The sequence below is a fragment of the Desulfobotulus pelophilus genome, assembly GCF_026155325.1.
GTDB lineage: Bacteria > Desulfobacterota > Desulfobacteria > Desulfobacterales > ASO4-4 > Desulfobotulus > Desulfobotulus pelophilus.
On sequence record NZ_JAPFPW010000011.1, the window covers coordinates 1 to 25,964 of the forward strand.

Consider the following 25,964-nt stretch of genomic DNA (forward strand, 5'->3'; position numbering starts at 1 on the left):
CTTACCCATGAAACATAGCGGATTAGGTTTGACGATACCTTTCCCTTAGGGTAAGGTACCGCATTTTGGGGCTGCTGTTTACGGCAGACAATGATTTTATCAGGAAAGAACAAGGGAGTTTCTTATTGTAAAGTTTTCTTTGCAATAGGAATCATTCCGTTAGGGAGAACCAATGGTATCAAAAAAATGGAGCACCATTTTCACACCCGAAAAAATGAAAAATTTATTTCCAGAAGATCGTTCCAATTCTTTTTTCGATGCACTGTTTGGGGATCCTGAGGAAGGAGCCTATGATATCAGCCTTACATTCCGGGGGGAAGGGGCAGAAGATGTACTGGATTTCGCTTTTGTGCTGGAACAGAGGCCTGGAAAGTGCCTTGTCTGCAGCCTGACCTATGGTTTGCCAGATGTTTTTATGCGTCACCCCGTGATCAATGTAAAAGGGCTTGTTTCCGATCTTGTTGCAGCCATTGGAGAGAATGCACAATGCAAGAGCTGGGAACTTGGTCCAACGCGGGAAATAAGCCGTTCCTCCCATGAAATCCCCTTACGCCTCACGATTGTTTCTGGCATGGAGTAATTCATGTGTTCTGTATTTTTTTGATGCGTAATAAAAAGAGTCGGGCTTTTGTTGGATATTGCCTGGCTTTTTCTATCGTTCATGCGGGTTTTTTTGTCTTGGTTTACAGTCTAAAGCCTTTGTATTCATGAGTTTTTTAGAACCACATGAAAATGCAGGGGGCCTTGACATTGACCTGCATAAGACGGCATATTGTTTATTTAAACACACAACAGAAACCGGGCTTGCAGGGCATGGCAGGAGGTGCTGCCGCCTGTCTGCAGGAACCATGGCAACAACGATTGATAACTTTGCTTAAAGAGACTCTGAATATGACCGCACAGTTAGCTAATCTTTTTAAACTTGCAGAAAACAGAACAACAGCACGTCAGGAAGTGATAGCAGGCCTTACCACCTTTCTGACCATGGCCTACATCATTTTCGTGAATCCCACCATATTGGAAAAAGCGGGAATGGACAAGGGAGCACTGATCACAGCAACTATCCTTGCTGCTGGCTTTGCGACCATACTCGTTGGGCTTTGGGCCAATGTGCCGTTTGGAATGGCGCCGGGCATGGGTTTGAATGCTTTTTTTGCCTACACTCTGGTTCAGGGGCAGGAGATGGCGTGGCAGACTGCTCTCGGTGTTGTTTTCATATCCGGTATCTTTTTTCTCCTGCTCACCCTGCTGGGTGTCCGAAAATGGATTATAGCCGCCATACCTGTGGAGTTACGTCTGGGAACCGCTGCGGGTATTGGTCTTTTCATTACATTTATCGGGCTTCAGAATCTTGGTCTGATTGTCCAGCATCCGGTTACCATGGTTGGTCTCGGTAAATTGACGACACCGGTTATCCTTGGGCTTGGAGGACTGGCATTGATAGCCATCCTTGAAGTGATGCGTATTCGGGGTTCCATACTTATCGGAATTATTGTCACAACTATTTTAGGTATGTTATCTGGTGTGGTGAGCGCTCCGGAGAAACTTTTTTCTACGCCTCCATCCATTGCTCCCATTTTCATGCAGCTGGACATTTTGTCTGCTCTGAAATGGGGGTTCGCTGGTGCCATCTTTTCGTTTATGTTTGTTGATCTTTTTGATTCCATAGGCACGGTTGTGGCGTGCTCTTATGAAGCAGAGATGGTGGAAGAAGATGGAACCATCCGGTCCATTGACAGGGTCCTTGAAGCGGATGCAGTGGCTACGGTTGCCGGTGCTCTCATGGGAACGAGCACGACCACTACTTATGTGGAATCCGGCGCCGGTATTGCAGAAGGTGGGCGAACAGGTCTTACGGCTCTGACAACGGGCCTTCTGTTCCTTTCAGCACTTCTTGTTACGCCTTTTATTGCCGTTGTACCTGCATTCGCAACGGCTCCGGCTCTTATTGTTGTGGGCGTATTCATGTTTAAAAATGTTCATAAAATTGATTTTCAGACATTTGAAACGGCTTTTCCGGCTTTTCTGACCATTATTTTGATGCCCTTGACCTACAGCATCAGCATGGGACTTTGTGTGGGGTTTCTCTCTTTTATTCTTGTATCATCGTTTTCAGGGAAAATTCGGACTATTCATCCTGTTATGTGGATTATTGGTGCTTTTTCTCTTGTTGAACTCCTGCTGAAAGCCTTATAAAAGTATATATGTTGTTTCTAACAGGCGGCTTTCGTTTCCCGAAGGCCGCCTGTTACAGCAAAATCAATGCTGCTGGTATTTTGAAAAAGAACAATCTTTCTTGTGCGTTTATGATGGTTAACAGCTTTCAAATATTGCAGGCATCATCGAACATGTGACCAATACTCAATCAGGATGTAACGGATACAGGAGAACTATGGAAGCTGCCCCTAATAAAGTGTATATCAGTGCCGGGCAGATGGAGCAGGATTGCTGGGCGTTTGCTAAGGATCTTTTCAGAAAGGGTCTGAATTTTGATCTTTTTGTTGGTGTAACCCGTGGTGGAGCCCAGGTATCCATCTATATGCAGGAAGTGTTCAGTGTTCTTACGGGCAAAATGAAGGGATACGCAACCATACAGGCTCGATCCTATGAGGGGTTTTTTGATGCCCGAAATAATGTGGAAGTGGACAATGTCGAGTCCGTAATTCGTCATGTGAAACCCGGCATCCGAATTCTTGTGATTGATGATATTTTTGACAGAGGGAAAACCTTTGAAGCTGTCAAGGATGCCATTATAAGGGAACTTCCCTATCCGGATGTGCATTTGTCCCTGGCGGCACTTTATTATAAACCGGAGAACAGTCAGGTTTCCATACGGCCGGATTATTTCTACCGAATTTTTGCTTCCCGAGACTGGCTGGTCCTGCCCCACGAACTGGATGGTTTAACCAGAGACGAGATGACTGCAAAAGGTTTTGTCTGGCCCTGATGGCATGTTAGCAAAGGATTCTATGATATTTTCTATTGTCATACCCGCTTATAACGAAGAAGATCGCATTCGAAGAACCTTAGAGGAAACAAGCCGATGGCTTGAATCGGAGTCCATGAGTGCGGAGATTCTTGTGGTTAGTGATGGAAGCCGGGATGGGACCCGTAAGGTAGTGGAGAGTTTTTCAGCCCCAAAAAATGTAAAGCTGCACTGTATGGAATATTTTCCTAATAGAGGGAAGGGGTATGCCGTTCGCCACGGTATGCTCCATGCGGAAGGTGAACGTATTCTGTTCATGGATGCAGATTATTCCGTACCGGCATCGTTTATTCATACCGCAATGGGCATGCTGGACGAGGGGGCGGATGTTGCCATTGCTTCCCGGGCTATGGCAGGCTCTACCATTCAGCAGCACCAGAAACCTGTCAGAGAACTTGCAGGGAAATGCTATACTCTGATACAAAATCTTTATCTTGGATTGAGTTACCCGGATACGCAGTGCGGATTTAAACTGTTTAGCCGAAAAGCCTGTCAGGATCTTTTTGCACGTCAGAAGCTTCACAGTGTCATTTTTGATCCGGAAATTCTCTATCTGGCACACAGGCTGGGGTACAGTGTGTCGCAGTTCCCGGTTGCATGGACCCATCAGGAAGACTCGCGTATCCAGTACGATTCCATTTCAAAGACACTGGCAGTTTTTAAAGAGCTTTTCCGTATCCGACAAATTCATGGCTGATCGGCAGGTTAAAAAATAAACAAACATCAATTTGTCAGGGGGGAAGCCCCGGAACGTCTCGTAAGGAGGCGTTTTCTGCTTTTGAAGTGAGCTGCACGGGGGAGCTAAGCAGTGGAACAATGCGAATACTTTCATTATTCAGGGGTGCTGTTTCATGACTGGCCATGAGAATTGCTGTATGGTACTCCTTGTTTAATCTGATGAGAAGCCTTATAAATTCTGCCTGCCATGGGGCATCCAAAAACGCAAATGGTTCATCAAGAAAAAGCATGTCCGGTTCGAGGGCCATACAACAGGCAAAGGCAAGACGTCTTTTCATACCCCCGCTCATTTCGGAAGGTTTTTGATGGGTGGCGCCTTGAAGCTCCATCCGTTCCAGCCAGAACAGGGCTTTTTCCTTTCTGGCTGGTGCAGAAAAATACCCTGAAAGCTGATATTCCATATTGCCCAGAGCCGAACACCATGGAAGCAGGGGAGTATCCTGCAGAAGACAGGCCGGACGCTGGGCATGAAGCTCCCGGATACCTGAATCCGGCTGGATGATACCGGCTGCTATTTCAAGAAGAGTTGTTTTGCCAATACCCGATGGACCGGTAAGGCAGACCATTTCTCCCGCCTTAATGGAAAAAGTTACATTCCCCAGTACGTTTTTTTTCTGCAAAGTTTTCGTAACATTCAAGAGTTTAAGCATGCTTTCCTCGCTGCGTGGCCGCCGCCTGTCTCATGGGCCGTATCAGGCCAAATTCGATAGCCATGCCCATTCCAACAAGGATGCAGCCCCAGGCAAAAAGTTCCGGCATTTCCAACATTCTGTAGGCCCAGTAAATCCTTGATCCTATACCTTGGGTACTGCCCAGAAATTCGGCTACAGCCGTGACTTTCCAGCAACTTCCCAGAGCAAAGGAGAGGCCTGCAAGAAGATTGGGTTGAATGCCTCTCAATATAAGGTCTTTGGCTATGCGACCTTTTTTGACACCATGAATTCTTGCCATCTTGAACAGGCGGGTGTCCAGACTGGCTACGCCGTTGGCTATTGTAAAAAAAAGGGGAGGAAATAGGGACGCCAGTACAACGAAGATGGGAACAGTACTGCCCGTACCTGCCCATATCATGATGAGGGTGATCCATAAAATGGGGGGCGTTGCCTGGAGTGCTGCCACAAGAGGGGTTATGAGGGACATGGTTTTTTGGGAGAGACCCGCAGGAATCCCTGTGAGAAGTGCGAGGCCAAGGGTGATGGATATGGCGGACACTCCTCGGAAAACCGTGATGGTAATATGGATCCAGGTGTTCCCATCAAGGCTCATGGCAGCAAGGCATAAGCCCGTTTCCAGAGGGCTTGGAACGAGATGGCTGCCCATTATCCATGAAAGGGATGTCCATAATAAGAACAGAAGACCGAAGGAAAAAAAGAAAGGTGACATGGTGTCCGTCTACATGGGTTCCCAGAAAAAATCATTCCGGTTTTTCAGTGTTTCAAGGAAACCGGGCATGAGAATGGACAGATAGGACCTGATTTCTTTTTCCGCATCAAGAGCGGTTTTCACCAGTACCACATCCCTTTCAAGGGACGCCGCTATCATTTCCTTCGGAATAAAGCCTGTAAACATAGTTGGCAGTGCATCCAGAGCCTCCATTGCAGCGTCTGCATCCATGGTCAGTTTTTCCCCTTCTCTGATGAGTGTGTCAAGAATAGATTGTACAAGATGGGGATAGGCGGCAGCGGTTTTTGCATTGACGGCTATGCCAGCCAGGGGAATGCGCCCTGGCCCTCCTGTTTTTCTTCCGTAATAATCTTCTATGTTCTCAACTATCCGTATGGTTTTATCTTTTGCTATGAGACTGGAGAGTAAGGGTTCGGGTAGGAGAGCCGTATCCAGCCGGCCATCGAGAAGCATGAGGGCAAGTTGTCGGGGTTCGTGAGATGCAAAAATGATGGCTTGCCTGTCCTCTTTCTGAATGGATCGGATGAGGGAAACAGCTGGGGTACCCGGAGGAGTGAAGGCCAGCTGAGTTCCCTTTATATCATCCAGTCCATGGATTTTGGAATTCCTTGAAACAAGATAAAATTTACGCCATCCGCTGATCAGAAGAAGCCTGACCGGTGCTCCGGCGGACTGAGCCCTGGCAAAGCCTTCCGTATCACCCAGCCACAGGTCACCCTTACCGGCCAGCATGATTCCCCTTAAATCATCAAGATTTTTCCATAGTTCAACGCGGATGTTGCAGTTCTCAAGGAGCTCCCCTTTTTTCAGGGCGGACCAGAAGGGGAGCTGTGGTGTGGTGGCAAGGTCTGAAGTATAGAAGGTAAGGGTGGGAAGATCAGGATTCCGGCCAAAAAGAAGGGTCTCATCGGGTCGGTTTTTGACAAGCAGGAGGCCTCCTGCTAAAGCCAATATGCTTATACATGTCAGTGTTATCAGAATTTTTGCCTGGTTGGATTTCAGCATCAGAAGATAACCCTGTAGGTGATAACAATGTTTCTGCCCGGTTCATTCAGAAGAGCAGGTTTTCGTCCTGTGGAGAGATGGTCTCTGTAGGTGGCATCCAGCAGATTGTTGGCCGTTAAGGCCAGTTCGTGAAAACTTCCGGCAAAGGGCATGCTGTAGCTGATACCTGTATTGAGGGTAAGCCATCCGGGAGTTTTTCTTTCATCCGGTGCAACCTCGGACTGCCTGGCTGCCCAAACGGCTTCCATATGACCGTTCAGCCCGGAGGATGCCGTACGACGAATACCGGCAAGGCCATTGAAAGGATAAATGTTGTCAAGGTCTTGGTTTTCCGTTCGGTTTTTCCCCCGTAACCATGCCACATGGCCATAGGCCGTCCAGTCTTCCATGAAGTGCCATTCGATTTCAGCCTCGCTTCCGTAAATTCGGGCTGTTTCGATATTTTGCATTTCATGTCTTTGGTCGCTGATTCTTTTTTCGACAATCAGGTCATCCACCTCATTGAAAAAAGCACTGATGCTGGCATTGATTCTGCTGGTGGTGTGGTGCAGGCCGTATTCAAAAAACCGGGATCTCTCCGGATCCAGATCCCGGTTACCGTAGACGGCATATTGGCCAAGGTCGATATATTTGAAGCGTTCCATGAGATCGGGTGCACGATAGCTCGAGGCTGCGAGAAAAGTCATGGACCATTGTGGAATAAACCGCCAGGCCAGACCTGCATGGAAGTTCCAGCTGAAGTCATGGTAATCATCTTCCGTACGAATCAAGGGGTTTTCCGTATTGGGGGCAGGGGGAAGAATCCATTGGTAATGGTCTTTACTGTCAGCCCTGAGAAAATCCAGCCTGCCGCCAAAATTGAGGGTGAGGTTGGGGGAAAGAGCCCACATATCCTCTGCAAAAATGCCACCAGAAAATTGTTTTGAGTCTGCAAGGGGGTTGTCAATACCTGTGGTTCCGTTCCGAAAGTTTCGTTTTCGGGTGGATTTCATCTCCCATTCCCATATATCCATCCCAAGGGCGAGGTCATGTTTACCTGTTTCAATCTCGTTGATCCATTTCATCCCCCAGGTGGTATGGCTGGCAGAAGGATTGAGGCTGGCTACGGCTCCTGCTGGCGGCATCTGGTCAATGCGGACATCCCTGTCGATTTTCTGATGGAAGAAACTGATATCGGAGCGTTTCCACGCATACTGGTGCGGAGTAAAGGAGTGATGGATGCTCATCATTTCCCTTGATATATCCCTGTAGGTAACATCAGCCACAGCGGGCATGGAAGCTTCACCTTTTCCGGGAATACCGATCTCATTTCCTTTTATATATTGAAACTGAAAGACTGTCTGGTGTAGCTCATTCCATCGGAAGCCTGTTTTAATGGAGCCGCCCATGTCGTCAAACTGACTGTTATGGACCTCTGCTCCATCTCCGTCTTTGTAGCTGTCGTGATCCCTCAGGCTCCCTGATGCATAGACCCAGTGGTTGGGGGCCGTATGCATGAGGGATGTATGGGTGCTGTATCCTTCCGGGTTGCTCTGGTGGGTGACGGTGAAGGAAGCATGGAACGACGGTTCTGGAGAAAAAGTACCTTTTTTGGTGATAACGTTGACAACACCTCCTATGGATCCGGAGCCGTAGAGTGCACTCACAGGACCTTTAAGTACTTCAATTCGTTCAATTTCATCGGGATGGAGCAGGCCGAACTGGGCGTTGAGATCTGTGGCTGTGTTAACACGGCAGCCGTCAATGAGAAAAATAACGCGGTTTCTGCTCAGTCCCCGTATGCTTACCTCAGAACCCCACAGAGAATCCGAAGTTTTGTTGACTCCGGATATCCGCTGGAGAGCGTTGCTGATACTGACGGGCTGTGCCTGGAAAATGGTGGTGTCATTCACTATTCCCACGCCCCCGGGGGTCTGAGATATGGGAGTGGCACTTCCTCTGGCGGAAACAATCAGCTTTTCGAGGACAATGGCCTCTTCCGCATGTTTTGCCGGAGGTTCTGATGGGTTGGCCTGACAGTGCAGAGCCGGAAAGAGGCTTCCAAAACTCAGTAAAAGGCCCAGCGTCACGCACTTGGTGCAAGCACATTGTTTATGAAGAACAATTTGGTATAGTTTGATTTTAATGCGCTGTAAGGCGTATCCGGTCAAGGGCTTTCTCCTCGGCGTCTGGTCTTTCCTCCTTCTCCTCAGAGGAAAAGGAGGAAAGGGCATTTTTATTTCGTGTAGAGAGGTCTCGGATGATAATGGGTATGCAGCAGAGAGTGGGACTTTTCGCTGCAGGGTGTACCGAGGAAATCTCTGTACACTTCCTGAATAAATGGGTTCTGATGAGAACAACGGATTTCTGACTGCTGGTCATCGGCATACATTCCGGCGATACGAGCGTTTCTTACCTCATCTGTTGTGTTGTAGGGCTGCCCGCCACCTGCGATGCAACCGCCACGGCAGGCCATGACTTCCACAAAGTGGTAGGGAGGCTCTTTGCCTTCATCACGGGCTTTACGAATTTCATTGAGAAGATCCCGCACATTGGCAATACCATGGGCAATGGCTACCCGAAGTTCTTTGCCGTCAATTGATAAGGTGGCGCTGCGGATACCTTCCATACCACGGACGGCATCGAAGGTAATTGCCTGATATTCTTTTCCTGTAACCAGAAAATGCGCCGTTCTGAGTGCGGCTTCCATAACCCCCCCTGTTGCACCGAAAATAGTGCCGGCACCTGTGTAGGCACCGATGGGAGAATCCGCTTCTTCATCGGGAAGGGCCAGAAAATCAATCCCGGACTGTTTGATAAGGCGTGCCAGCTCCCGGGTTGTCAGAACCAGATCCACGTCCTGTTGCCCGGAAGCATACATATCCTTATCTCTCACAATTTCAAATTTTTTGCTGGTGCAGGGCATGATGGCGGCAGAAAATATTTTGTCTTTGGGCAGGCCCATTTTGTCAGCATAGTAGGTTTTGGTAAGGGCGCCCTGCATCATCATGGGGGATTTAGCTGTGGAAAAATTGGGAATCATGTCGTCACAGTATTTTTCCATATAATCCACCCAGCTGGGGCAGCAGGAAGTGATCAGGGGGAGCACGCCACCTTCGGTCAGGCGCTGAACAAACTCCGTTCCTTCTTCCATAATTGTGAGATCTGCGGAGAAATTGGTATCAAAGACCGCGTTGACTCCCAAGCGCCTGAGGGCTGAGTAAATTTTTCCTGTGGTGATGGTTCCTGGTTTGAGACCAAAGGCCTCACCAATGGCCACGCGAACGGCCGGAGCAATCTGTACGGCTACATGGAGTTCCGGATTGAGAATGGCATTCAGCAGTTCTTTGGTGTCATCTCTTTCGTAGATGGCTCCCACAGGGCAATGGGCACTGCACTGGCCGCATTTAATGCAGGGACTTTCACTGAGGCTGGCACCGGCTGCAGGCATCATTTCCGTATGATCACCCCTGCCCAGAAATTCCAGAGCCCAGACGTCCTGAAGCTGCTGGCAAACAAGCACGCAGCGGCCGCATTTAATGCATTTACGGGGATCGAGAACGATGGAAAGGGTGGAGTCGTCTTTGGGTAGTTCCGTTACATTGTGTTCAAAGGGGACTTCACGGATACTGAAGTTGGCAGCCAGAGTCTGCAGTTCACAACTGCCGCTTCGTCCGCAGGTAAGGCACTCATTGGGATGATTGGAGAGAATCATCTCCACAATGGTGCGGCGAATTTTGTTGAGTTCAGGGTCATGGGTGATATAGCTGGCACCTTCTGCGACTTCGGTGACACAGGCACGGGGCAGTTTGGGCATGCCTTCCACCTTGACAACACAGAGACCGCAAGCTCCCCATGGGGTGAGATCCGGATGGGCGCAAAGGGTGGGGATGTGGATACCTGCCTGCCTTGCAGCGGCCAGAACGGAGGTCCCCTGTTTTACTTCAAGGGGAATATTATTGATTTTTATAGTGACTTTCTGCACGTGTCAGCTCCTTTTTTTTCTGTTCAGGGACCTAAGCGATTTTTACCGCACCAAACTTGCAGCCCTTGTAGCAGATGCCGCATTTGATGCAGCGTTCCTGATCAATGAAATGGGGCTCTTTACGTTCTCCTGTAATGCAGTTATTGGGGCATTTTCGGGAGCAGACCGTACAGCCGATGCAGATATCCGGGTCGATGGTGTAGGTGACAAGGGCCTTGCAGACACCGGCAGGGCAGCGTTTGTCCTGTATGTGTGCCAGGTATTCATCCTCAAAGTACCGGAGCGTGGACAAAATGGGGTTGGGTGCTGCCTGACCCAGGCCACAGAGGGATGCTTTCTGCATGGGAACCGCAAGGGCCTTGAGGTGCTGAATGTCCTCCATCGTCCCGTTGCCTCTGGTGATTTTATTCAGGATATTGTACATTTTTCGTCCGCCTATGCGGCAGGGAGCACATTTCCCGCAGGATTCCTCAACGGAAAAATCGAGATAAAACTTGGTAACATCCACTATGCAGTCGTCTTCATCCATAACGATCATGCCGCCGGAGCCCATCATGGAACCTAAGGCCACCAGATTTTCATAATCGATTGGAGTATCGAGATGGTCTGCTGTGATCACCCCACCGGAAGGCCCGCCGGTCTGCACGGCCTTGAATGCTTTTCCTTTAGGAATACCACCGCCGATATCATAGATAATTTCCCGTAGAGTGGTTCCCATGGGCACTTCTACGAGACCCGAGTTGTTAATTTTTCCCGTAAGGGCAAAGACTTTGGTCCCTTTGGATTTTTCCGTTCCGATCTGGCTGAACCAGTCTCCGCCCCGGAGGATAATTTGCGCAATATTGGCGTAGGTTTCCACGTTATTGATGACCGTAGGTTTTCCCCATAAACCTTTCACAGCCGGGAAGGGCGGACGAGGGCGGGGCATACCCCGCTCGCCTTCAATGGAGGCGAGGAGTGCTGTTTCTTCCCCACAGACAAAAGCGCCTGCCCCAAGCCTGATTTCTATATCGAAGTTAAAACCGCTGCCAAGAATGTTGTCGCCCAGCAGGCCGTATTCCCTTGCCTGACTCATGGCGGTGTAAAGGCGTTCAATGGCAAGGGGGTACTCAGCACGGATGTAGATATAGCCTTTGCTGGAGCCACAGGCGTAACCGGCGAGGGTCATGGCTTCCAGCACGGACTGGGGATCACCTTCAAGGATGGAACGATCCATGTAGGCGCCGGGATCTCCTTCATCGGCATTACAGACAATGTAGACTTCATCGGACTGGTCTTTTACGTCGTGGGTGAATTTCCACTTAAGCCATGTGGGGAAGCCCGCACCACCACGGCCCCTGAGTCCGGATTTTCTGAGTTCTTCGATGACATCCGCCGGTTTCATTTCAAAAATAGCTTTACCCAGGGCTGCATAGCCATCTCTGCCAATGTATTCTGTGATATCTTCAGGATTGATGACGCCGCAGTTTCGGAGGGCAATGCGGATCTGTTTCTGGTAATGACGGGGGTCTTTCCCGGGGGCTTTGCCCTTAAACTTCAGGCGTTCAATAGTTTGGCCGCCTATGATGTGTTCATGGATGATGGCCTTTACATCCCCTGTATCGACCCCAACATAGAATGTTTCATCAGGAAGAATCTTCACGATGGGACCTTGGGTGCACAAGCCGAAACAGCCTGTTTTCACAACTTGAATTTCCTGTCCGAGGTTCAGGTCTGTTACCGTTTTTTTTAATTCCTTGAAGATTTCTTCTGATTTTGCGGATTCACACTGGTTGCCGCTGCAGACCAGACAGAAATTTTTATAAGGCATGGGTAGGCTCCTTTACCACGTCCTGGGCGGGTCGGTCATAGATATGCCCGCATACCAGCTCTTTTCCGATGATGTGCTTTTCAATGATCTGCTGGGCAACATCCTGGGTGACCTTACCATAGATAATATCCGGCATACCCGTCATTTTGATTTCAACGGTGGGTTCTGCGTGGTCCAGGCCGAGGGATCCGGTTCGCCGGATCAAAACGTTGGTGATGCCCCGCTCGTTCAGAATCTCGTTGAAGGTTCGGAGAACGTTTTTGGCTCCGGAAGCGATGCCGCTGCTACCCATGCCGATAAGAATTTCAATTTTATCTTCATTGCCCTTCCGGTAATGAAGTTCCAGTCGTTTTTTTTCACGGAGCTCATTGATTGCATCAAGGGGTGTCTGTCCCATATTTCTATTTCCTCATATCTGAAAATGCCTTCTGAAAATTGAGAAAGGAGGCATCAGTTAACGGGAGTTTTACTGTGAAATCTGGATATGGCTTCGGCCAGATCGTCGGGCTGTACCACCCCGAATACCTCGTCATTTATGGTCATGACAGGGGACAGACCGCAGCACCCGATGCAGCGAACGGCTTCAACGGAGAATTCGCCATCGTCTGTGGTTTCCTTTACTCCTACGCCAAGGAGGTTCTCCACTTCATTCAGCAAACCCTGGGCGCCTTTCAGATAGCATGCTGTGCCTGTGCAGACAGCCAGGGTGTTTCGTCCTGGTTTTTCCTGTTTGAAGTAATGATAAAAAGTAAGAACACCATATATCTTAGCCAGTGGGACTTCAATATACCGACTCAGTTCAATGGCTATGGCCTTTGGCACATATCCGAACTCCTGCTGGATCCGGTGGAGAATCATGATGAGATTCCCCCGTTTTTCTTTCCACACATCAATAAAGGTTAGAAGCTCATCAGACAGTTTTAGCTCCTGCTGCATTTCCATGGTTTTTTCTCCCTTGGTCTGGGTCATGGTTTACACGGCAACGTAGGATTTCCTACTGAGACAACGGCCCTACCCTATACCGTACTTGACGGAGGATTCAATAAAAAAATGTTAAGAAAAGATCGTATCTATAAAAATAAATACAATTGTCTTTTTGGTAAACGCCGTTATTGTGTGCTCTGTCAATAAACTATAGCCAGAAAAAACTGACGGGACAAAAAAAAATATTGTGGTGCAGCAATAAAATCATTTTTAAAAAATATCGAAAAGTGGGTAAGGTATCGGTAAGAAAAAGATTCACCCAATGGAAGCCGGCAAGTTCGTTCTCAGGCAGAGGGGGAAGAAGTGGGTATTGAAACAGTGTTAAAGTATGAGGCCCATGCTTTAAGTGATACAGAGACCCTGAAAGCGGCAGCTGCTTTCCTCCATGCCCATGGAATTGAAATGGCTCCTGTTGTGGATGAAGCGCAAACTCTTTCAGGTTTTTTTTCCAGAGAAGATATTGTACGGGCCATCCGGTATGACATTCCTTTTGATACAGAGATTGGAAAAATCATTACATGGAACAAGGGGCTGAAAAACGGTGATGGTACACCCTATGATATTCCGGGTGGGGCCTCTCCCTCTGGACTTATGGATGCCATAGTGAATGCTTCGGGTAGCATGGTGATTGTCACGGATCCTGATTTAACTATACGATTTGTCAGCAGATCAGCAGAAATAGCTCTCAAAACAGAAAGCCAAGTTCTGCTTGGGCAGAAATTGTCAGTTTTCCTGAATCAGACCGATATCTCTGGAGATTGCAGCCGCAGGGTAAAGGGTGGTACATACAAAATAGATGTGGGTGAAAGGTCTTATATTCCGAGGCGTTGCGCCATAGAGCATGAGGGGCGTATTCTTGGTTTTTTGGTCCGGTTTAAGGAAGTTCTTCGTCCGGAGCCAGTGTCTGGTGAGCTGGCGTCGGCAAAGGAGTTGAACAGGGAACTGCATGCAATTATAGAGTCCTCTTCGGATGGCATTTATGTTTGTGACGGCGAGGCCAATGTTCTCCGAATCAACAGGGCTTACCGGGAAATAACCGAACTGGATACTTCCGATTTCTATGGTAGAAATATGAGAGATCTGGTCAAAGAAGGTATCTACTCAGAGTCTGTGACCCTGAAAGTTCTGGAAAACAGTACGCCCGTGAGCATCGTTCAGAAAACAAGTACGGGAAAATCCCTTCTCGCAACGGGTAACCCCATTTTTAATGATGATGGAAGTGTTTTTCGCGTTGTGACCAGTGTGAGAGATATCACGGAATTGTACTCCCTCCAGCTTCGCCTTGAGGAGACCCGCAGAATTTCAGAACAATACATGAAAGAGCTGCAGAATCTGCGTGTAAAAAGGGTGAGAAATGTGGAGGGCATGGTCATCGGTTCGGATGAAATGGAAAAAGTGGTGGAAATGGCCATGCGATTTGCGGGCATCAACGCAACGGTGCTCATAACCGGTGAGTCGGGAACGGGCAAGGAAATGGTTGCCGATATCATCCATAAGCATAGTGAAAGGGCAGACAGACCCTGCGTTAAGGTAAACTGTGGGGCCATACCCAAAGATCTCATGGAGTCAGAATTCTTCGGATATGAAGAAGGCGCTTTTACGGGAGCACGGAAAGGCGGGCGGGCCGGATATTTTTCCATGGCTGAGGGAGGAACTCTTTTTCTGGATGAGATTGGTGAGCTGCCCTATGACCTGCAGGCAAAACTTTTGAGAATTCTGCAGCACAGGGAGCTGATGCGCATAGGGGGCCGAACGTCCAGTAAAGTCGATGTGCGCATCATCGCTGCCACCAATAAAGATCTGGAAGCCATGGTTGCGGAAAAAAGTTTTCGGGAAGATCTTTATTACAGAATCAATGTTTTTCCTCTGCACATTCCAACCCTGCGGGAAAGACCCGCTGACATACAGTTTCTGGCGGCCCATTTTTTGCGTTTTTTCAATAAAAACTATGGAACGCAGAAACGGCTTTCTCCGGATGTGCTGGATCATTTTGAGCGTTATTCCTGGCCCGGTAATATCCGGGAACTTCAGAATCTTATTGAGAGACTGGTTGTGATTGCACCGGACGATCTGATTACAGCCAAAGATCTGCCCTGTTGTTTCTCTGAACCTTGTGGGGCTGCGTCCGCCGATATTGCCGTAAAAGGACTGATGCCCCTTAAGGAAGCTCTGGAGTCAGTGGAAAAGCAGTTGATACGAATGGCCTATGATCATTTTGCCACTACCCGAGATATGGCAGAATATTTGCGCATCAGTGCGGCTTCCGTAGTGCGTAAGGCGGCTAAGTACGGGATCAGAAAAAAATGAGTGGCCTGAGTGCGGCTTCGGCCTTTGATAAGTTCCCCTAGGGGGAAATGTTTGTTTTGTTTTTGAAACGTGTTTCGTTTTTGCAACGGGCGGAAAGACTATGGTAGGATTCATACCTCAGTAAGCCGTGCTACCTTGCATGCCGTTTTTTTGCTGTCCTCATCCATGGGCTGGATGGGGTTTTTTTTTTGCGTTGTACCGGTCCTGTTTCTTTTTTGAAACAGGACTTTTTTTTCAGAAGACCGAAGAAGAAACCGACAGGTGTGGTTGTTTTGTTTTTTATCACTTTGGTTTCAGGGTCTTAGGCGTTATTCCGCCGGTGGTGTTTTGCCTGGTTTTTCATTGAACGATGGTGGCACGTTCAGTGCAATTTATGATTGTAATCAAGCAAAACAGACAGATAGGTCTCTGTCACCCACCCCAGCTAAGGAGGTTAGGAATGAAAACAGGAATAGAATATGAAGACAGTTTGAGAAAGCTCAACCTTCAGGTTTTTCTTTTTGGAAAAAAGGTTGCCAATGTTGTGGATGATCCCATTATCCGGCCGTCCATGAATGCGGTAAAGCTTACCTATGAGCTTGCAGAAAAGCCGGAATATGAAGATCTCATGACCGTGAGCTCCCATCTGACCGGGAAAAAAATCAATCGTTTTACCCATATCCACCAGACAACAGAAGATCTGGTGAAAAAAACCAAGATGGAAAGGCTTCTGGGCGCTAAATCCGGGTGCTGTTTTCAGCGCTGTGTGGGTATGGATGCGCTGAATGCGCTGTCTATCACCACGTACAATATCGATAAAAAATATGGCTCGGATTATAACCGCCGCTTTCTCCGATACCTGGAGTATGTACAGGAAGAGGATCTTGTTTGCGATGGCGCCATGACCGATCCTAAGGGAGACAGAAGCCTTCCGCCCCACCAGCAGGCAGATCCGGACCTGTTTCTGCGTGTTGTGGAGGAAAGGGAAGACGGTATGGTTGTGAGGGGGGCCAAGGCGCATCAGACCGGTGCCCTCAATTCCCACGAGATCATTGTTATGCCTACCATTTCCATGGGAGAGAAAGACAAGGACTATGCCGTATCCTTTGCTCTGCCATCGGACGCACAGGGAATTACCTATATTTACGGCCGCCAGTCCTGCGATACCAGAAAACTGGAAAAGGGTACCATTGACAGAGGCAACCAATGTTATGGCGGACATGAGGCGCTGGTAGTTTTTGATGATGTGTTTGTGCCGTGGGACAGGGTTTTTCTTTTTAAAGAATTTGAGTTTGCCGGTGAGCTTGTGGAAAACTTTGCTTCCTACCACAGGCAGAGCTATGCCTGCAAGGTGGGGGTTGGGGATGTTCTCATCGGGGCCTCCCAGGTAGCAGCTGAATATAATGGAGTGCATAAGGTCTCTCATATCAAAGATAAAATCATTGAAATGAATCATCTGAATGAAACCCTGTTCTGCGGATCCCTGGCCTGTGCCTGTGAAGGGAGCCGTCAGCCTTCAGGAACCTATCTGGTCAATACTTTGCTCGCCAATGTCTGTAAGCAGAATGTGACTCGATTTCCATATGAAATTGCAAGACTTGCTCAGGATATTGCCGGAGGTCTCATGGTGACCATGCCGGCGGAAGATGATTTTAACTCTCCGGATGTGGGACATTGGCTCCGTAAATACTATGCAGCAAGCTCTTCCGCAAGTGTAGAGAACCGCATGAGGATTCTGAGGCTGATTGAAAATATTACCCTTGGTACGGCCGCTGTTGGATATCTCACGGAATCCATGCATGGAGCCGGTTCCCCTCAGGCACAGAGAATCATGATCGCCAGACAGGTCAACATGGACGAAAAGAAGAAAACAGCTAAACATCTTTGCGGTATCGTGGAGTAAAGAGACTGTGAGGATTGGAGTCAAGTTCTGTGGCGGTTGCCATCCCGTTGTGGACAGAGTCGCCATAGCAGCAGAAGTGATCAAAGTCATGGAACCTCTGGCAGCCATTGTTCCGTACGGGGATGCAGAAGCAGATCTGGTTCTTGTTTTTGTAGGATGTCCAGCGGCATGCCCGGATGTGAGGGGCATTGCTGATGAAAAACTACGGTATATAGGTAGCTACGAAGATGCGGATCTTTTTTTGCGTGCATTGAAAAAATTGTTCCCTGATCCGGAATCTGGCCGCTGAATGCTGCGCTTTCATGGGAAAGAAGGTGTGTTCTATGCAATGGATGAATGAATATCAAAAAAAACTCTGCACCGCGGAAGAAGCCGTGCGGCATATTTGCTCCGGCAATCGGGTCGTGCTGGGGCATGCCGCTGGAGAACCCTGCTTGCTTGTGGATGCCATGGTCCGGAATGCAGGGGCTTTTGAGAATGTGGAAGTTGTGCACATGGTTGCCCTGGGAAAAGGTGCGTACTGTCTTCCGCAATATGAGGGTGTATTCAGGCATAATTCCCTGTTTGCGGGAGGCAATACGAGACCGGCCATTCATGAGGGGAGGGCCGTGTTTACCCCCTGTCATTTTAGCAGAATCCCGGATCTCTTTTCCAAAGAGATCCTGCCGGTGGATGTTGCCCTCATCAAGGTTTCTGTTCCGGATGAGCATGGATTCTGTTCGTTCGGGGTTTCAGTTGATTACACCAAGGCCGCGGCAGAAAATGCAAAAACGGTGATTGCCGAGGTGTCATCCCGCATGCCGAGGACCTTGGGAGATTCCTTTATTCATATATCCGACATTGATTTTTGTGTGGAAAGTGATGAGGGACCCATTCTGCTCAAGCCCCCCGTGCTGACGGATAAAGATGAGAAAATTGGAAAGTATATTGCTGGTCTGATTCAGGATGGTGACTGCCTGCAGTTGGGAATCGGGGCTGTTCCCGATGCTATCCTCGGTTTTCTGAAAGACAAAAAAGATCTTGGCATTCATAGCGAGATGATCTCTGACGGAGTGGTGGATCTTGTGAACTGCGGTGTTATTAACGGGGCCATGAAAAATTGTCACAGAGGTCGGATGGTTGTCACCTTTCTGATGGGTACAGAAAAACTTTATGATTTTATCAATAACAATCCATCTATTGAGATGCATCCCGTTAACTATACAAATGATCCTGCAGTCATAGCTAAAAACGACAATATGGTTTCTGTGAATTCTGCGCTGCAGGCAGATCTTACGGGACAGGTTGTGGCCGATACCTTGGGATACAGGCAGTACAGCGGAACCGGAGGGCAGCTGGATTTTATCCGGGGCGCTGCCAGCTCGAAAAACGGGCGTTCCATTTTGGCGTTTCATTCAACGGCGTCCAAGGGAAAGATTTCCAGAATTGTGGCGCATATTGATGAGGGGGCCAGTGTCACCACTCCACGGGCCGATACCCACTTCATCGTTACGGAGTACGGAGTCGCGGATCTGCGAGGTAAATCCGTGCCGGAAAGGGCAAGAGCTCTGATTTCCATAGCGCACCCGGCATTTCGTGATCAATTGAAAAAAGAATTCCATGAGATTTACAATATAAAACTGAACCCATCCTAGAAGGTCTACTTATTCGTTCTGTATAGCATATAGGTTTTATATTCAGTTCTTTATTGGCAAGGATGCAAGGTGATTTACAACCTGATGGGTAGAATTGCCGCATGAATCAAATAAAGGAGCATCGTATGGCTATCAGAAAAAATAGAGAAACGGGTGAGGTTCAACCAGGTGTGCCATTGGGACCTCTGACCCTGCGTCTGCCATTTGTCCACTATCGCTTTGAATGGGCTGATTACATCCAGGGGCTGATGATGTGTGCCGTTTGTCTGGGTATTATTCCCATATTGACGGGTAAGCTGGGAATGAGTTTTGAGGTGGCCCTTGCCATTGTCATTCTTAACGGAACCCTCTATCTGGCCCATGTTACATTCGGAGATCCTGTTGTTCCGGGATGGATTACCCCTGCTATTCCACTGATCATCGTCTATGTTGAGGGGTTTAACATGGGCGTGGAAAGAATGCAGGCTCTGATCGCTTTCCAGATGCTTTTTGGCGTTTTCTGTATCGTACTAGGCGCAACAGGTCTGGCAAGAAAGTTTATTCGTCTGATCCCTAATGCTGTGCAGTCGGCAGTTCTGATGGGGGCAGGTTTTGCTGCGGTGATGCTTATTTTTAAACCGGGTGAAGGGATCCGTACATTTGATTCCATCCCATGGACAATTACTATCTGTGTGGGGCTTGCCTTTTATCTTTTGTTTTCTGAGAGTTTTAAATCATTTAAAAAAAAGCATCGATGGGCTTACTATCTTGGTAACCTGGGTATGATGCCAGCTCTGGTTTTAGCTGTTTTTATCGGTCCTATGACAGGAGAAATCCCATGGCCCGACTATTCGGGGGTCGGTTTGCTGTCAAAACCTGACTTTGTGACTATGATTAAAGATTTCACAATGCTGGGTGCTATCCCTTTTCCTACCTTTGAAATGTTTCTTGCCTCTGTCCCCCTGGTGTTGAGTGCTTATATAGTTGTTTTTGGAGATGTTATTCAAAGTCAGGCCCTTCTTGACGATGCCCAGAAATACCGGCCTGATGAGAAAATTGATTATGATCCTAACAGATCTCACATCATATTCGGTGGTCGTAATGTTTTTATGTGTATCTTTGGTCCTGATATCTCCATGTGCGGACCATTATGGGCAGCTATGCAGGTTGTCGTCTGCGAGCGTTACAAAAACGGTCCGGAAGCTATGGAGTCCATTAATGGCGGTGCCGGTGCCTTTCGATGGGGGACATGGACGGGGTATTTTCTTGCCCCTATCGTTGCCACTGTGAAACCTATATTGGGAATTGCCCTTGCCTCGACTATGCTTATACAGGGGTATGTCAGTGTGCGTGTAGGCATTCTGAAGGCAAGAGGATTCAATGATTTAGGCATAGCTGGAGTGGCCGGAGCCATTCTTGCGACACGAGGAGCTGCATGGGGGCTCGGTGCGGCTCTTTTTTTGGTGGTGCTGCAATATGCCGGGCATGCATGGGGCAAGTCATATACAGCTGAAGAGCCCGTTTTCCCGCTCAACTCTCCTGAAGTTATTCAGAAAGAAGTTGAAGAAAATGTCGGAATCGTTTCATCCCGTTCAAAAATAAAGGCTTAGTGATTATTCTATTGTCAGTGTATGCTCCGGCGGATGGATTAGGGTTGGGATGTCGTGTGGAGTTTTGGGTGCTTTTTTGAGTCGCCTTAGGTCTGAGTAAAGTGGTTGGCTTTCATTGATTTGTAAATGTATCACAGCAGAACAATCCGCCGGAGCTGCTAATTGAAGGAGGAAAATTGTGGCCTATTTTGAAAGCAAAAATTCGACAGGCAGAGAACATTCCATTGCAAAATATGTTGTTTTGTTTCTTGCTGGAAGCTTAACCTTATCTGCTAATATGATTTTTTTTTCTAAAAATGATGAAATAGATTTTTTATCTCTGATGATCATCGTTGGCGTAATAGGTTGTTTGATTGTATCCATATCACGAAAAGTAAATCCTCTTGCCTGGAAGAAACTTTTAGATAAAAAAGGCTACGAGCTGAGTTGCTCACAGATGAATCAGGTGACTCAAACTCTGAAAGCCTTAGATGATTCCTACTTTATTTTTAGTAACTTTACCCTTGAATTGTTTCAGGTTGATCATCTTGTTATCTCTGATAAAGGTTTTTTTGTTATTGCAAGAATACCGTTTCAAGGAGATATTCAAATAACGAACGGCAGGCTTTTAGCCGGATCGAAAAATCTAGACCGAATGGCTTCACGGGTCTGGCAGGTATCTCATATGATTAACAAGATAGTCATGAAAGGTTACGAGGACTGTGATGTCATGCCTGTTCCAGTTTTGGTAGCTACCGATTCCGTTACGATATGTGTTCGAGAATTCAACGGCATTGCAGTACTGCCAATTTGTGCTCTAAAGGATTTTATAGTGGGAACGACTACTAATGCTATGGATAAGAGTTTTGCTGAAAGTTTTGCTTTCTATATAAAAAAAAGATACATGTAACCGTCAGCTTGCTATTCCTGCCTCCCTTGTCAGAAGGCATTAAGCTGAAAATTAAATTGATAGTTTAGCAACCCTGCCATTATTGCCCACCTGATTTGATCGCTGAATAAATACTTCCATAGTCTTGAAAATTAAATTATTAAAAAATTCGGATAAACATTTTCTGTTTGATTTTGTATGGATGGCAGGCTTATGCCAATAATTTATGCAATAATAAAAGAAAGACAAGGAATGTCGGCTCGAACAGTTATTTTGACAAAACGGTTTCTCCCCTTTTTTCTCACCCAGGCCAGCGGCGCATTAAATGATAATATATTTAAAAACAGTCTGATGCTCCTGCTTGCCTTCACGGCTTCCGCTGCCATTCCATGGGATACGGATTTTACCATGAATCTTGCGGCGGCTCTGTTCATCCTTCCCTTTCTGCTCTTTTCGGCAACAGCAGGCAGCCTGGCGGATGCTGTATGTAAAACCCGTCTGATACGGGCGCTGAAGCTCACGGAAATGGCTCTCATGGTCGTGGCAGCCTTTGCGTTTTATACAGAACGGTATTTTCTGCTTTTAGGTCTTCTTTTCCTTATGGGAACCCAGTCCGCCTTTTTCGGACCGGTCAAGTATGCCATCTTACCCCAGTTACTGAAAGACAAGGAACTGCTGGCCGGCAATGCCTGGGTGGAGATGGGTACCTTTCTAGCCATCCTTGCGGGCACCATAATGGGAGGTCTTCTTGTTGGTTTTTCACAGGCGGCCCTGTGGATAGGCTTGCTGATCGTGTTTTTTTCTTTTTTAGGGTATTGGATCAGCAGACAGATACCCCTTGTGGGCAGGATGGGGCCGGCCGGGTCTTTCCAGTTCTCGCCTGTTTCACAGACCTTTGAAATTGTCCGCATCAGTTATGCAAACCGTACCCTCTATCTTTCCATCATGGCCATCAGCTGGTTCTGGTTTCTCGGTGCAAGCTATCTCACACAGTTTCCCAATTACACCAAAACTGTGCTGATGGGTGACAATACGGTTGTTACGGCTCTGCTGGTAGCCTTTTCCGTGGGTGTCGGGATTGGTTCCATGCTTTGTGAACGTCTGTCCGGTGACAGAATTGAACTGGGGATTGTTCCCATGGGGTCTCTGGGGATTACGGCGGGTGGCATTGCTCTTTTTCTGGCCGTACCGGCAGCTGCCGGTAAAGAGATCATTGGTTTTATGGATTTTCTTGCGCAGCCGGCCGGTGTGGGGGTTTTGGTGTCGCTGACTCTTATCGGTATATCCGGAGGGCTGTTCATTGTACCCCTGTACGCCCTTCTTCAGAAACGGGCCGAGCCGGAGCAGCGCGCCAGAATGATTGCTGCCAACAATATTTTCAATGCCCTTTTTATGGTAGGCAGTGCCTTTGCGGGGATGCTTTTTCTGACTTTATTTAAGTTGAGTATCCCGCACTATTTTTTGATTCTGGCTATTATGAATGGCGTTGTTGCCGTTTATGTATATGGACAGGTTCCGGAATTCATGCTGCGTTTTGCGGTTTATCTTCTGACCCATACCATGTATCGTGTTCGCAGTGAAGGGCTGAGTCATATTCCCGATGAAGGCGGAGTCGTGCTGGTGGCAAACCACGTAAGTTATGTGGACGCTCTTCTGATTGCCGGTGCCTGCAGGCGGCCTGTGCGTTTTGTGATGGAAAAGGCTATTTATGACCTTCCAGGGCTGAATATTTTGTTCCGCGCTGCCAGAACCATTCCCATCTGCAGTCAGAAAAAGAACCCAGAGGTATTTGAAAATGCTTTTGCCAGTGTGGCCGCAGAGTTGAAGGAAGGGAATGTTGTATGCATTTTCCCGGAAGGTCGACTGACACGGGATGGGAACATGAATCCCTTTCGTCCTGGTATTGGACGGATTCTTACGGATACCCCTGTACCTGTGGTTCCTGTGGCTTTACAGGGGCTTTGGGGCTCTTTTTTCAGTCATCAAGGAAAGGGCGCCATGAAATTTAAAGGAAGGTTTCGTTCAAGGGTGCGTCTTGTGGCAGGTCCGGCTCTCAGCCATGAAACCGCCAGTGCAGAAATTTTGGAAAAAGCAGTGAGAGACTTGAGGGGAACGGGCGTTTAGTGGGAAAGAGAAACCGGGCGGTTTTGAGGCCGCCACGGTTTTTGCGTAATGGTTAAAGGGGTATGATCAGGTCACGCATTTTAGTCTTGGCTAAAAAATATTTGACATAAAAACTTGTTGTGGTGTAAAGAGCCTCTGTGGTTGATGATTCTGAAATCCGGAGGTGAATTTTTATGAGAGCCAGTGAAGTTCAGGGGGCTGTGGAAACCTTGGTCCGTGCAGGGCAGCCCATTTATATATGGGGACCGCCCGGTGTGGGCAAAAGTGATGTGGTGCGTCAGGCTGCTGCCAGCCTTAATCGTCAAGTTGTTGATATTAGAGCGCTTTTGCTGGACCCTGTGGATCTGAGGGGGTTGCCCCGTATAGGAGAAGATGGCCGCACATCCTGGTCGACCCCGGATTTTTTACCCCAGTCCGGTAATGGAATCCTGTTCCTTGATGAGCTGAATGCCGCCCCTCCTCTTGTACAGGCAGCCTGTTATCAGCTGGTGCTGGATCGTCGCATAGGAGATTACCATCTCCCCCGGGGTTGGTCTGTCGTTGCAGCCGGGAACCGAGAGACAGACAGATCCGTTACGCACCGTATGCCCTCTGCGCTGGCCAACCGTTTTACCCATATTGATTTTGAAGTGCGTCTGGAAGACTGGATTAGCTGGGCACTGCAGGAAGGGATGGCTCCGGAAGTAATTGCCTTCCTTCGTTTCAGGCCAAGATTGATTCATGATTTTGATCCTGCCCGTAATGATAAGGCCTTTCCTACACCGAGATCATGGTCGTTTGTTTCAAAAATTCTGGAGGTTGCAGAAGATGACGGACTGCTGAAAGAGCTCATTGCCGGTACCGTAGGTCCCGGAGCTGCGGCGGAGTTCATGGGTTTTCTGTCTGCCTGCCGTGAGCTTCCAACCGCTGAGATCCTTTTGGCTGATCCGGCGGGTTGGCGTCTTCCTTCCGATGACCCAGCTTTGCTGTACGCCCTATGTGAACTTCTTGCCAGTCACGCTTCACCGGAGAGTTTTGGTGCCATCACACAGATTGCCGCCGATATGCCCGCGGAGTTCAGTGTCCTTCTGATACGGGATGCAGTGAGAAAAGACGCCTCCCTTGTGGAAACACCTGAGTTTCTGGATTGGGCTGAAAACCACGCGGAGATTCTTGTCTGATGGAGTCACCTCTGAATAAAACTGCTTCAGCCATATTCCTGATACGTAAGGCCAGAGCCCAGCTTCTGCTGGAATACCCTTTTTTCGGTACGGTAGCCATGGGACTGCAGCCCCTGGCTGACCCGGATGCACCCACAGCCTGGACCGATGGGGTTGTGCTGGGATACCGGCCGGAATGGATTCGTGCCTTACCCTTTGACACCCTGAAAGGGATGGTGGGGCACCTTGTTCTTCATGCGGCCCTGGGGCACAACAGCCGCAGGCAGGGTAGGGATCCTTCTCTATGGAACATGGCATGTGATCATACCATCAACTGGATGCTGCTGGAGGCTGGCCTGAAACTCCCGGAAGGCTATCTGGACAACCCTGAGTTCCGCTTTTTGTCGGCGGAGATTGTCTACGAGCGCATTCTGAGTCGGCAGGATGATCAGGAAGGTAAGGGCCGTGGGGATTCCGGAACCGGAGAGCAGGGTGACGGACGTGAGATGAATGGTGCTGGAGCGGATGGAGAAAAAATCCCGGGTGACGGTGACAAGGCCGGCAATTCTGTTCAGGGAAAATCCGGATCCGATGGACCCGGTGCGGGTGCCATGGCCGATTATCATTTCAGAGAGTCGGACAGCGACGATACAGGGGGCGGAGATCCCGGTGGAACAGGAGAAGTCAGGGACAGCTTGAATCCGGGAGAAGGCTCGGATGGTGAGCCTGATGCGGGAGGACTGGAGGCCCTTGTGGCCAAGGCACTTCTGTCTCGCCGCGATTGCGGTCGCCTGCCGGTACGTTTGGAGCGTGAGGTTCGTAAAACCCTTGAACCGGGCATGGACTGGCGTATGCTGCTTTCTCGTTTTATTGACCTGAGTGCAAGAAATGATTATGCATGGTCGCCTCCTAACCGCCGTTACCTCCATCAGGGTATCTATCTGCCGTCGGTGAGAAGTGAGGAGGCTGATTGCATTGTGATTGTGGTGGATACTTCCGGCAGTATATCCGCTGGGGAACTGGATAGCTTCTGCTCGGAAGTGTCTGCCATCCTTACGGCTTTTTCTGGTGAAATCCTTGTTATGGGCTGTGATGCGGATGTCGGGAGCGTTTTCCGGCTCTCCCGTTCGGACCTTCCCGTGCATCCGGTTTTTTTTGGAGGGGGTGGAACGGATTTCAGAGCTCCTTTCCGCTGGCTGGAAAAGGAGGGTATTGCTCCCCGATGCCTGGTTTATCTTACGGATCTTGCCTGCAGCCATTATCCACCGGAACCTTTCTTTCCTGTCCTGTGGGCTGTATGCGGTGAAGGGGGGGAAGCAGCTCCTCCGTTTGGTGACATGCTGCACATGGGGATGGCGTGAAGGTGCTGATCGGGCCAGAACGGTCTCTTTCCAGAAGGTTGTATTGTTACAGGCTTTTATTCCCGGCAAAAGGGTAATGCGGGCTCTTTTTGTATAGGGTGAAGACCAGCCACAATGGCAGGCTGTGAGGGCAATGTAGAGGTATGGTTGCCGAACGGCTTTGGGTGCA

General features: G+C 48.6%; 21 protein-coding genes. 13 read left to right on the top strand and 8 right to left on the bottom strand.

The features are described 5' to 3' along the window. The first annotated feature begins 172 nt into the window (after positions 1-172). The 4 genes from OOT00_RS10075 to OOT00_RS10090 all read left to right on the top strand — a co-directional run bounded on the left by OOT00_RS10075 (position 173) and on the right by OOT00_RS10090 (position 3,683). Positions 173-580 carry a pancreas/duodenum homeobox protein 1 gene (locus tag OOT00_RS10075; protein WP_265425252.1) on the top strand — a complete coding sequence of 136 codons (408 nt, stop codon included), beginning with the start codon at positions 173-175 and terminating at the stop codon, positions 578-580. Between the two features lie 311 nt (positions 581-891). Next, positions 892-2,196: an NCS2 family permease gene (locus tag OOT00_RS10080; RefSeq protein WP_265425253.1), complete on the top strand. Its 1,305-nt coding sequence runs from the start codon at positions 892-894 to the stop codon at positions 2,194-2,196. A gap of 196 nt (positions 2,197-2,392) precedes the next feature. Continuing rightward, positions 2,393-2,947, top strand: coding sequence for a phosphoribosyltransferase (locus OOT00_RS10085; protein WP_265425254.1), 555 nt, complete (start codon positions 2,393-2,395; stop codon positions 2,945-2,947). 22 nt (positions 2,948-2,969) lie between these two features. After that, the gene (locus OOT00_RS10090; RefSeq protein ID WP_265425255.1) at positions 2,970-3,683 is read left to right on the top strand and encodes a dolichyl-phosphate beta-glucosyltransferase; all 714 of its coding nucleotides are present in this window, start codon (positions 2,970-2,972) and stop codon (positions 3,681-3,683) included. A 34-nt stretch (positions 3,684-3,717) separates the two neighbouring features. On the opposite strand, the gene OOT00_RS10095 is transcribed toward OOT00_RS10090, so the two are convergent. The 8 genes from OOT00_RS10095 to OOT00_RS10130 all read right to left on the bottom strand — a co-directional run bounded on the left by OOT00_RS10095 (position 3,718) and on the right by OOT00_RS10130 (position 12,849). Continuing rightward, on the bottom strand, positions 3,718-4,374 hold the full coding sequence (locus OOT00_RS10095; protein WP_265425256.1) for an ATP-binding cassette domain-containing protein: 657 nt from the start codon (positions 4,372-4,374) through the stop codon (positions 3,718-3,720). Continuing rightward, complete coding sequence (locus OOT00_RS10100; RefSeq protein ID WP_265425257.1) at positions 4,367-5,107, bottom strand: ABC transporter permease; 741 nt, start codon at positions 5,105-5,107, stop codon at positions 4,367-4,369. The genes OOT00_RS10095 and OOT00_RS10100 overlap by 8 nt, the downstream gene beginning before the upstream one ends. A 9-nt stretch (positions 5,108-5,116) precedes the next feature. Next, on the bottom strand, positions 5,117-6,133 hold the full coding sequence (locus OOT00_RS10105; protein ID WP_265425258.1) for an ABC transporter substrate-binding protein: 1,017 nt from the start codon (positions 6,131-6,133) through the stop codon (positions 5,117-5,119). Further along, positions 6,133-8,283 (bottom strand): TonB-dependent receptor plug domain-containing protein, encoded by a 2,151-nt coding sequence (locus OOT00_RS10110; RefSeq protein ID WP_265425259.1) that lies wholly within the window; start codon positions 8,281-8,283, stop codon positions 6,133-6,135. The genes OOT00_RS10105 and OOT00_RS10110 overlap by 1 nt, the downstream gene beginning before the upstream one ends. Positions 8,284-8,348: 65 nt before the next feature. Then, complete coding sequence (locus OOT00_RS10115) at positions 8,349-10,097, bottom strand: NADH-dependent [FeFe] hydrogenase, group A6 (RefSeq protein ID WP_265425260.1); 1,749 nt, start codon at positions 10,095-10,097, stop codon at positions 8,349-8,351. A 31-nt stretch (positions 10,098-10,128) separates the two neighbouring features. Beyond that, entirely contained in the window at positions 10,129-11,907 is a 1,779-nt protein-coding gene (locus tag OOT00_RS10120; protein WP_265425261.1) for an NADH-quinone oxidoreductase subunit NuoF, read from the bottom strand. Next, on the bottom strand, positions 11,897-12,304 hold the full coding sequence (locus OOT00_RS10125) for a (2Fe-2S) ferredoxin domain-containing protein (RefSeq protein WP_265425262.1): 408 nt from the start codon (positions 12,302-12,304) through the stop codon (positions 11,897-11,899). The genes OOT00_RS10120 and OOT00_RS10125 overlap by 11 nt, the downstream gene beginning before the upstream one ends. 53 nt (positions 12,305-12,357) lie before the next feature. Then, positions 12,358-12,849, bottom strand: a complete 492-nt coding sequence (locus OOT00_RS10130) for an NADH-quinone oxidoreductase subunit NuoE family protein (RefSeq protein WP_265425263.1) — start codon at positions 12,847-12,849, stop codon at positions 12,358-12,360. A gap of 345 nt (positions 12,850-13,194) precedes the next feature. Here OOT00_RS10130 and OOT00_RS10135 point away from each other — a divergent pair, with 345 nt between their 5' ends. From OOT00_RS10135 to OOT00_RS10175, 9 genes are all read left to right on the top strand, one after another. Continuing rightward, positions 13,195-15,198 carry a sigma 54-interacting transcriptional regulator gene (locus tag OOT00_RS10135; RefSeq protein ID WP_265425264.1) on the top strand — a complete coding sequence of 668 codons (2,004 nt, stop codon included), beginning with the start codon at positions 13,195-13,197 and terminating at the stop codon, positions 15,196-15,198. Between the two features lie 439 nt (positions 15,199-15,637). Continuing rightward, positions 15,638-17,080: a 4-hydroxyphenylacetate 3-hydroxylase family protein gene (locus OOT00_RS10140; RefSeq protein WP_265425265.1), complete on the top strand. Its 1,443-nt coding sequence runs from the start codon at positions 15,638-15,640 to the stop codon at positions 17,078-17,080. 7 nt (positions 17,081-17,087) lie between these two features. Then, positions 17,088-17,369, top strand: a complete 282-nt coding sequence (locus OOT00_RS10145; protein ID WP_265425266.1) for a hypothetical protein — start codon at positions 17,088-17,090, stop codon at positions 17,367-17,369. Between the two features lie 34 nt (positions 17,370-17,403). Continuing rightward, positions 17,404-18,714 (top strand): acetyl-CoA hydrolase/transferase family protein, encoded by a 1,311-nt coding sequence (locus tag OOT00_RS10150; RefSeq protein WP_265425267.1) that lies wholly within the window; start codon positions 17,404-17,406, stop codon positions 18,712-18,714. 314 nt (positions 18,715-19,028) lie between these two features. Continuing rightward, complete coding sequence (locus OOT00_RS10155) at positions 19,029-20,303, top strand: hypothetical protein (protein WP_265425268.1); 1,275 nt, start codon at positions 19,029-19,031, stop codon at positions 20,301-20,303. 178 nt (positions 20,304-20,481) lie between these two features. Continuing rightward, positions 20,482-21,192 carry a nuclease-related domain-containing protein gene (locus OOT00_RS16455; protein WP_265425269.1) on the top strand — a complete coding sequence of 237 codons (711 nt, stop codon included), beginning with the start codon at positions 20,482-20,484 and terminating at the stop codon, positions 21,190-21,192. A 231-nt stretch (positions 21,193-21,423) separates the two neighbouring features. After that, the gene (locus OOT00_RS10165) at positions 21,424-23,295 is read left to right on the top strand and encodes an MFS transporter (protein ID WP_265425270.1); all 1,872 of its coding nucleotides are present in this window, start codon (positions 21,424-21,426) and stop codon (positions 23,293-23,295) included. A 173-nt stretch (positions 23,296-23,468) separates the two neighbouring features. Continuing rightward, positions 23,469-24,455 carry an AAA family ATPase gene (locus tag OOT00_RS10170; protein WP_265425271.1) on the top strand — a complete coding sequence of 329 codons (987 nt, stop codon included), beginning with the start codon at positions 23,469-23,471 and terminating at the stop codon, positions 24,453-24,455. Further along, positions 24,455-25,795: a vWA domain-containing protein gene (locus OOT00_RS10175; protein ID WP_265425272.1), complete on the top strand. Its 1,341-nt coding sequence runs from the start codon at positions 24,455-24,457 to the stop codon at positions 25,793-25,795. Before OOT00_RS10170 ends, OOT00_RS10175 begins: the two co-directional genes overlap by 1 nt. Positions 25,796-25,964: the final 169 nt, after the last annotated feature.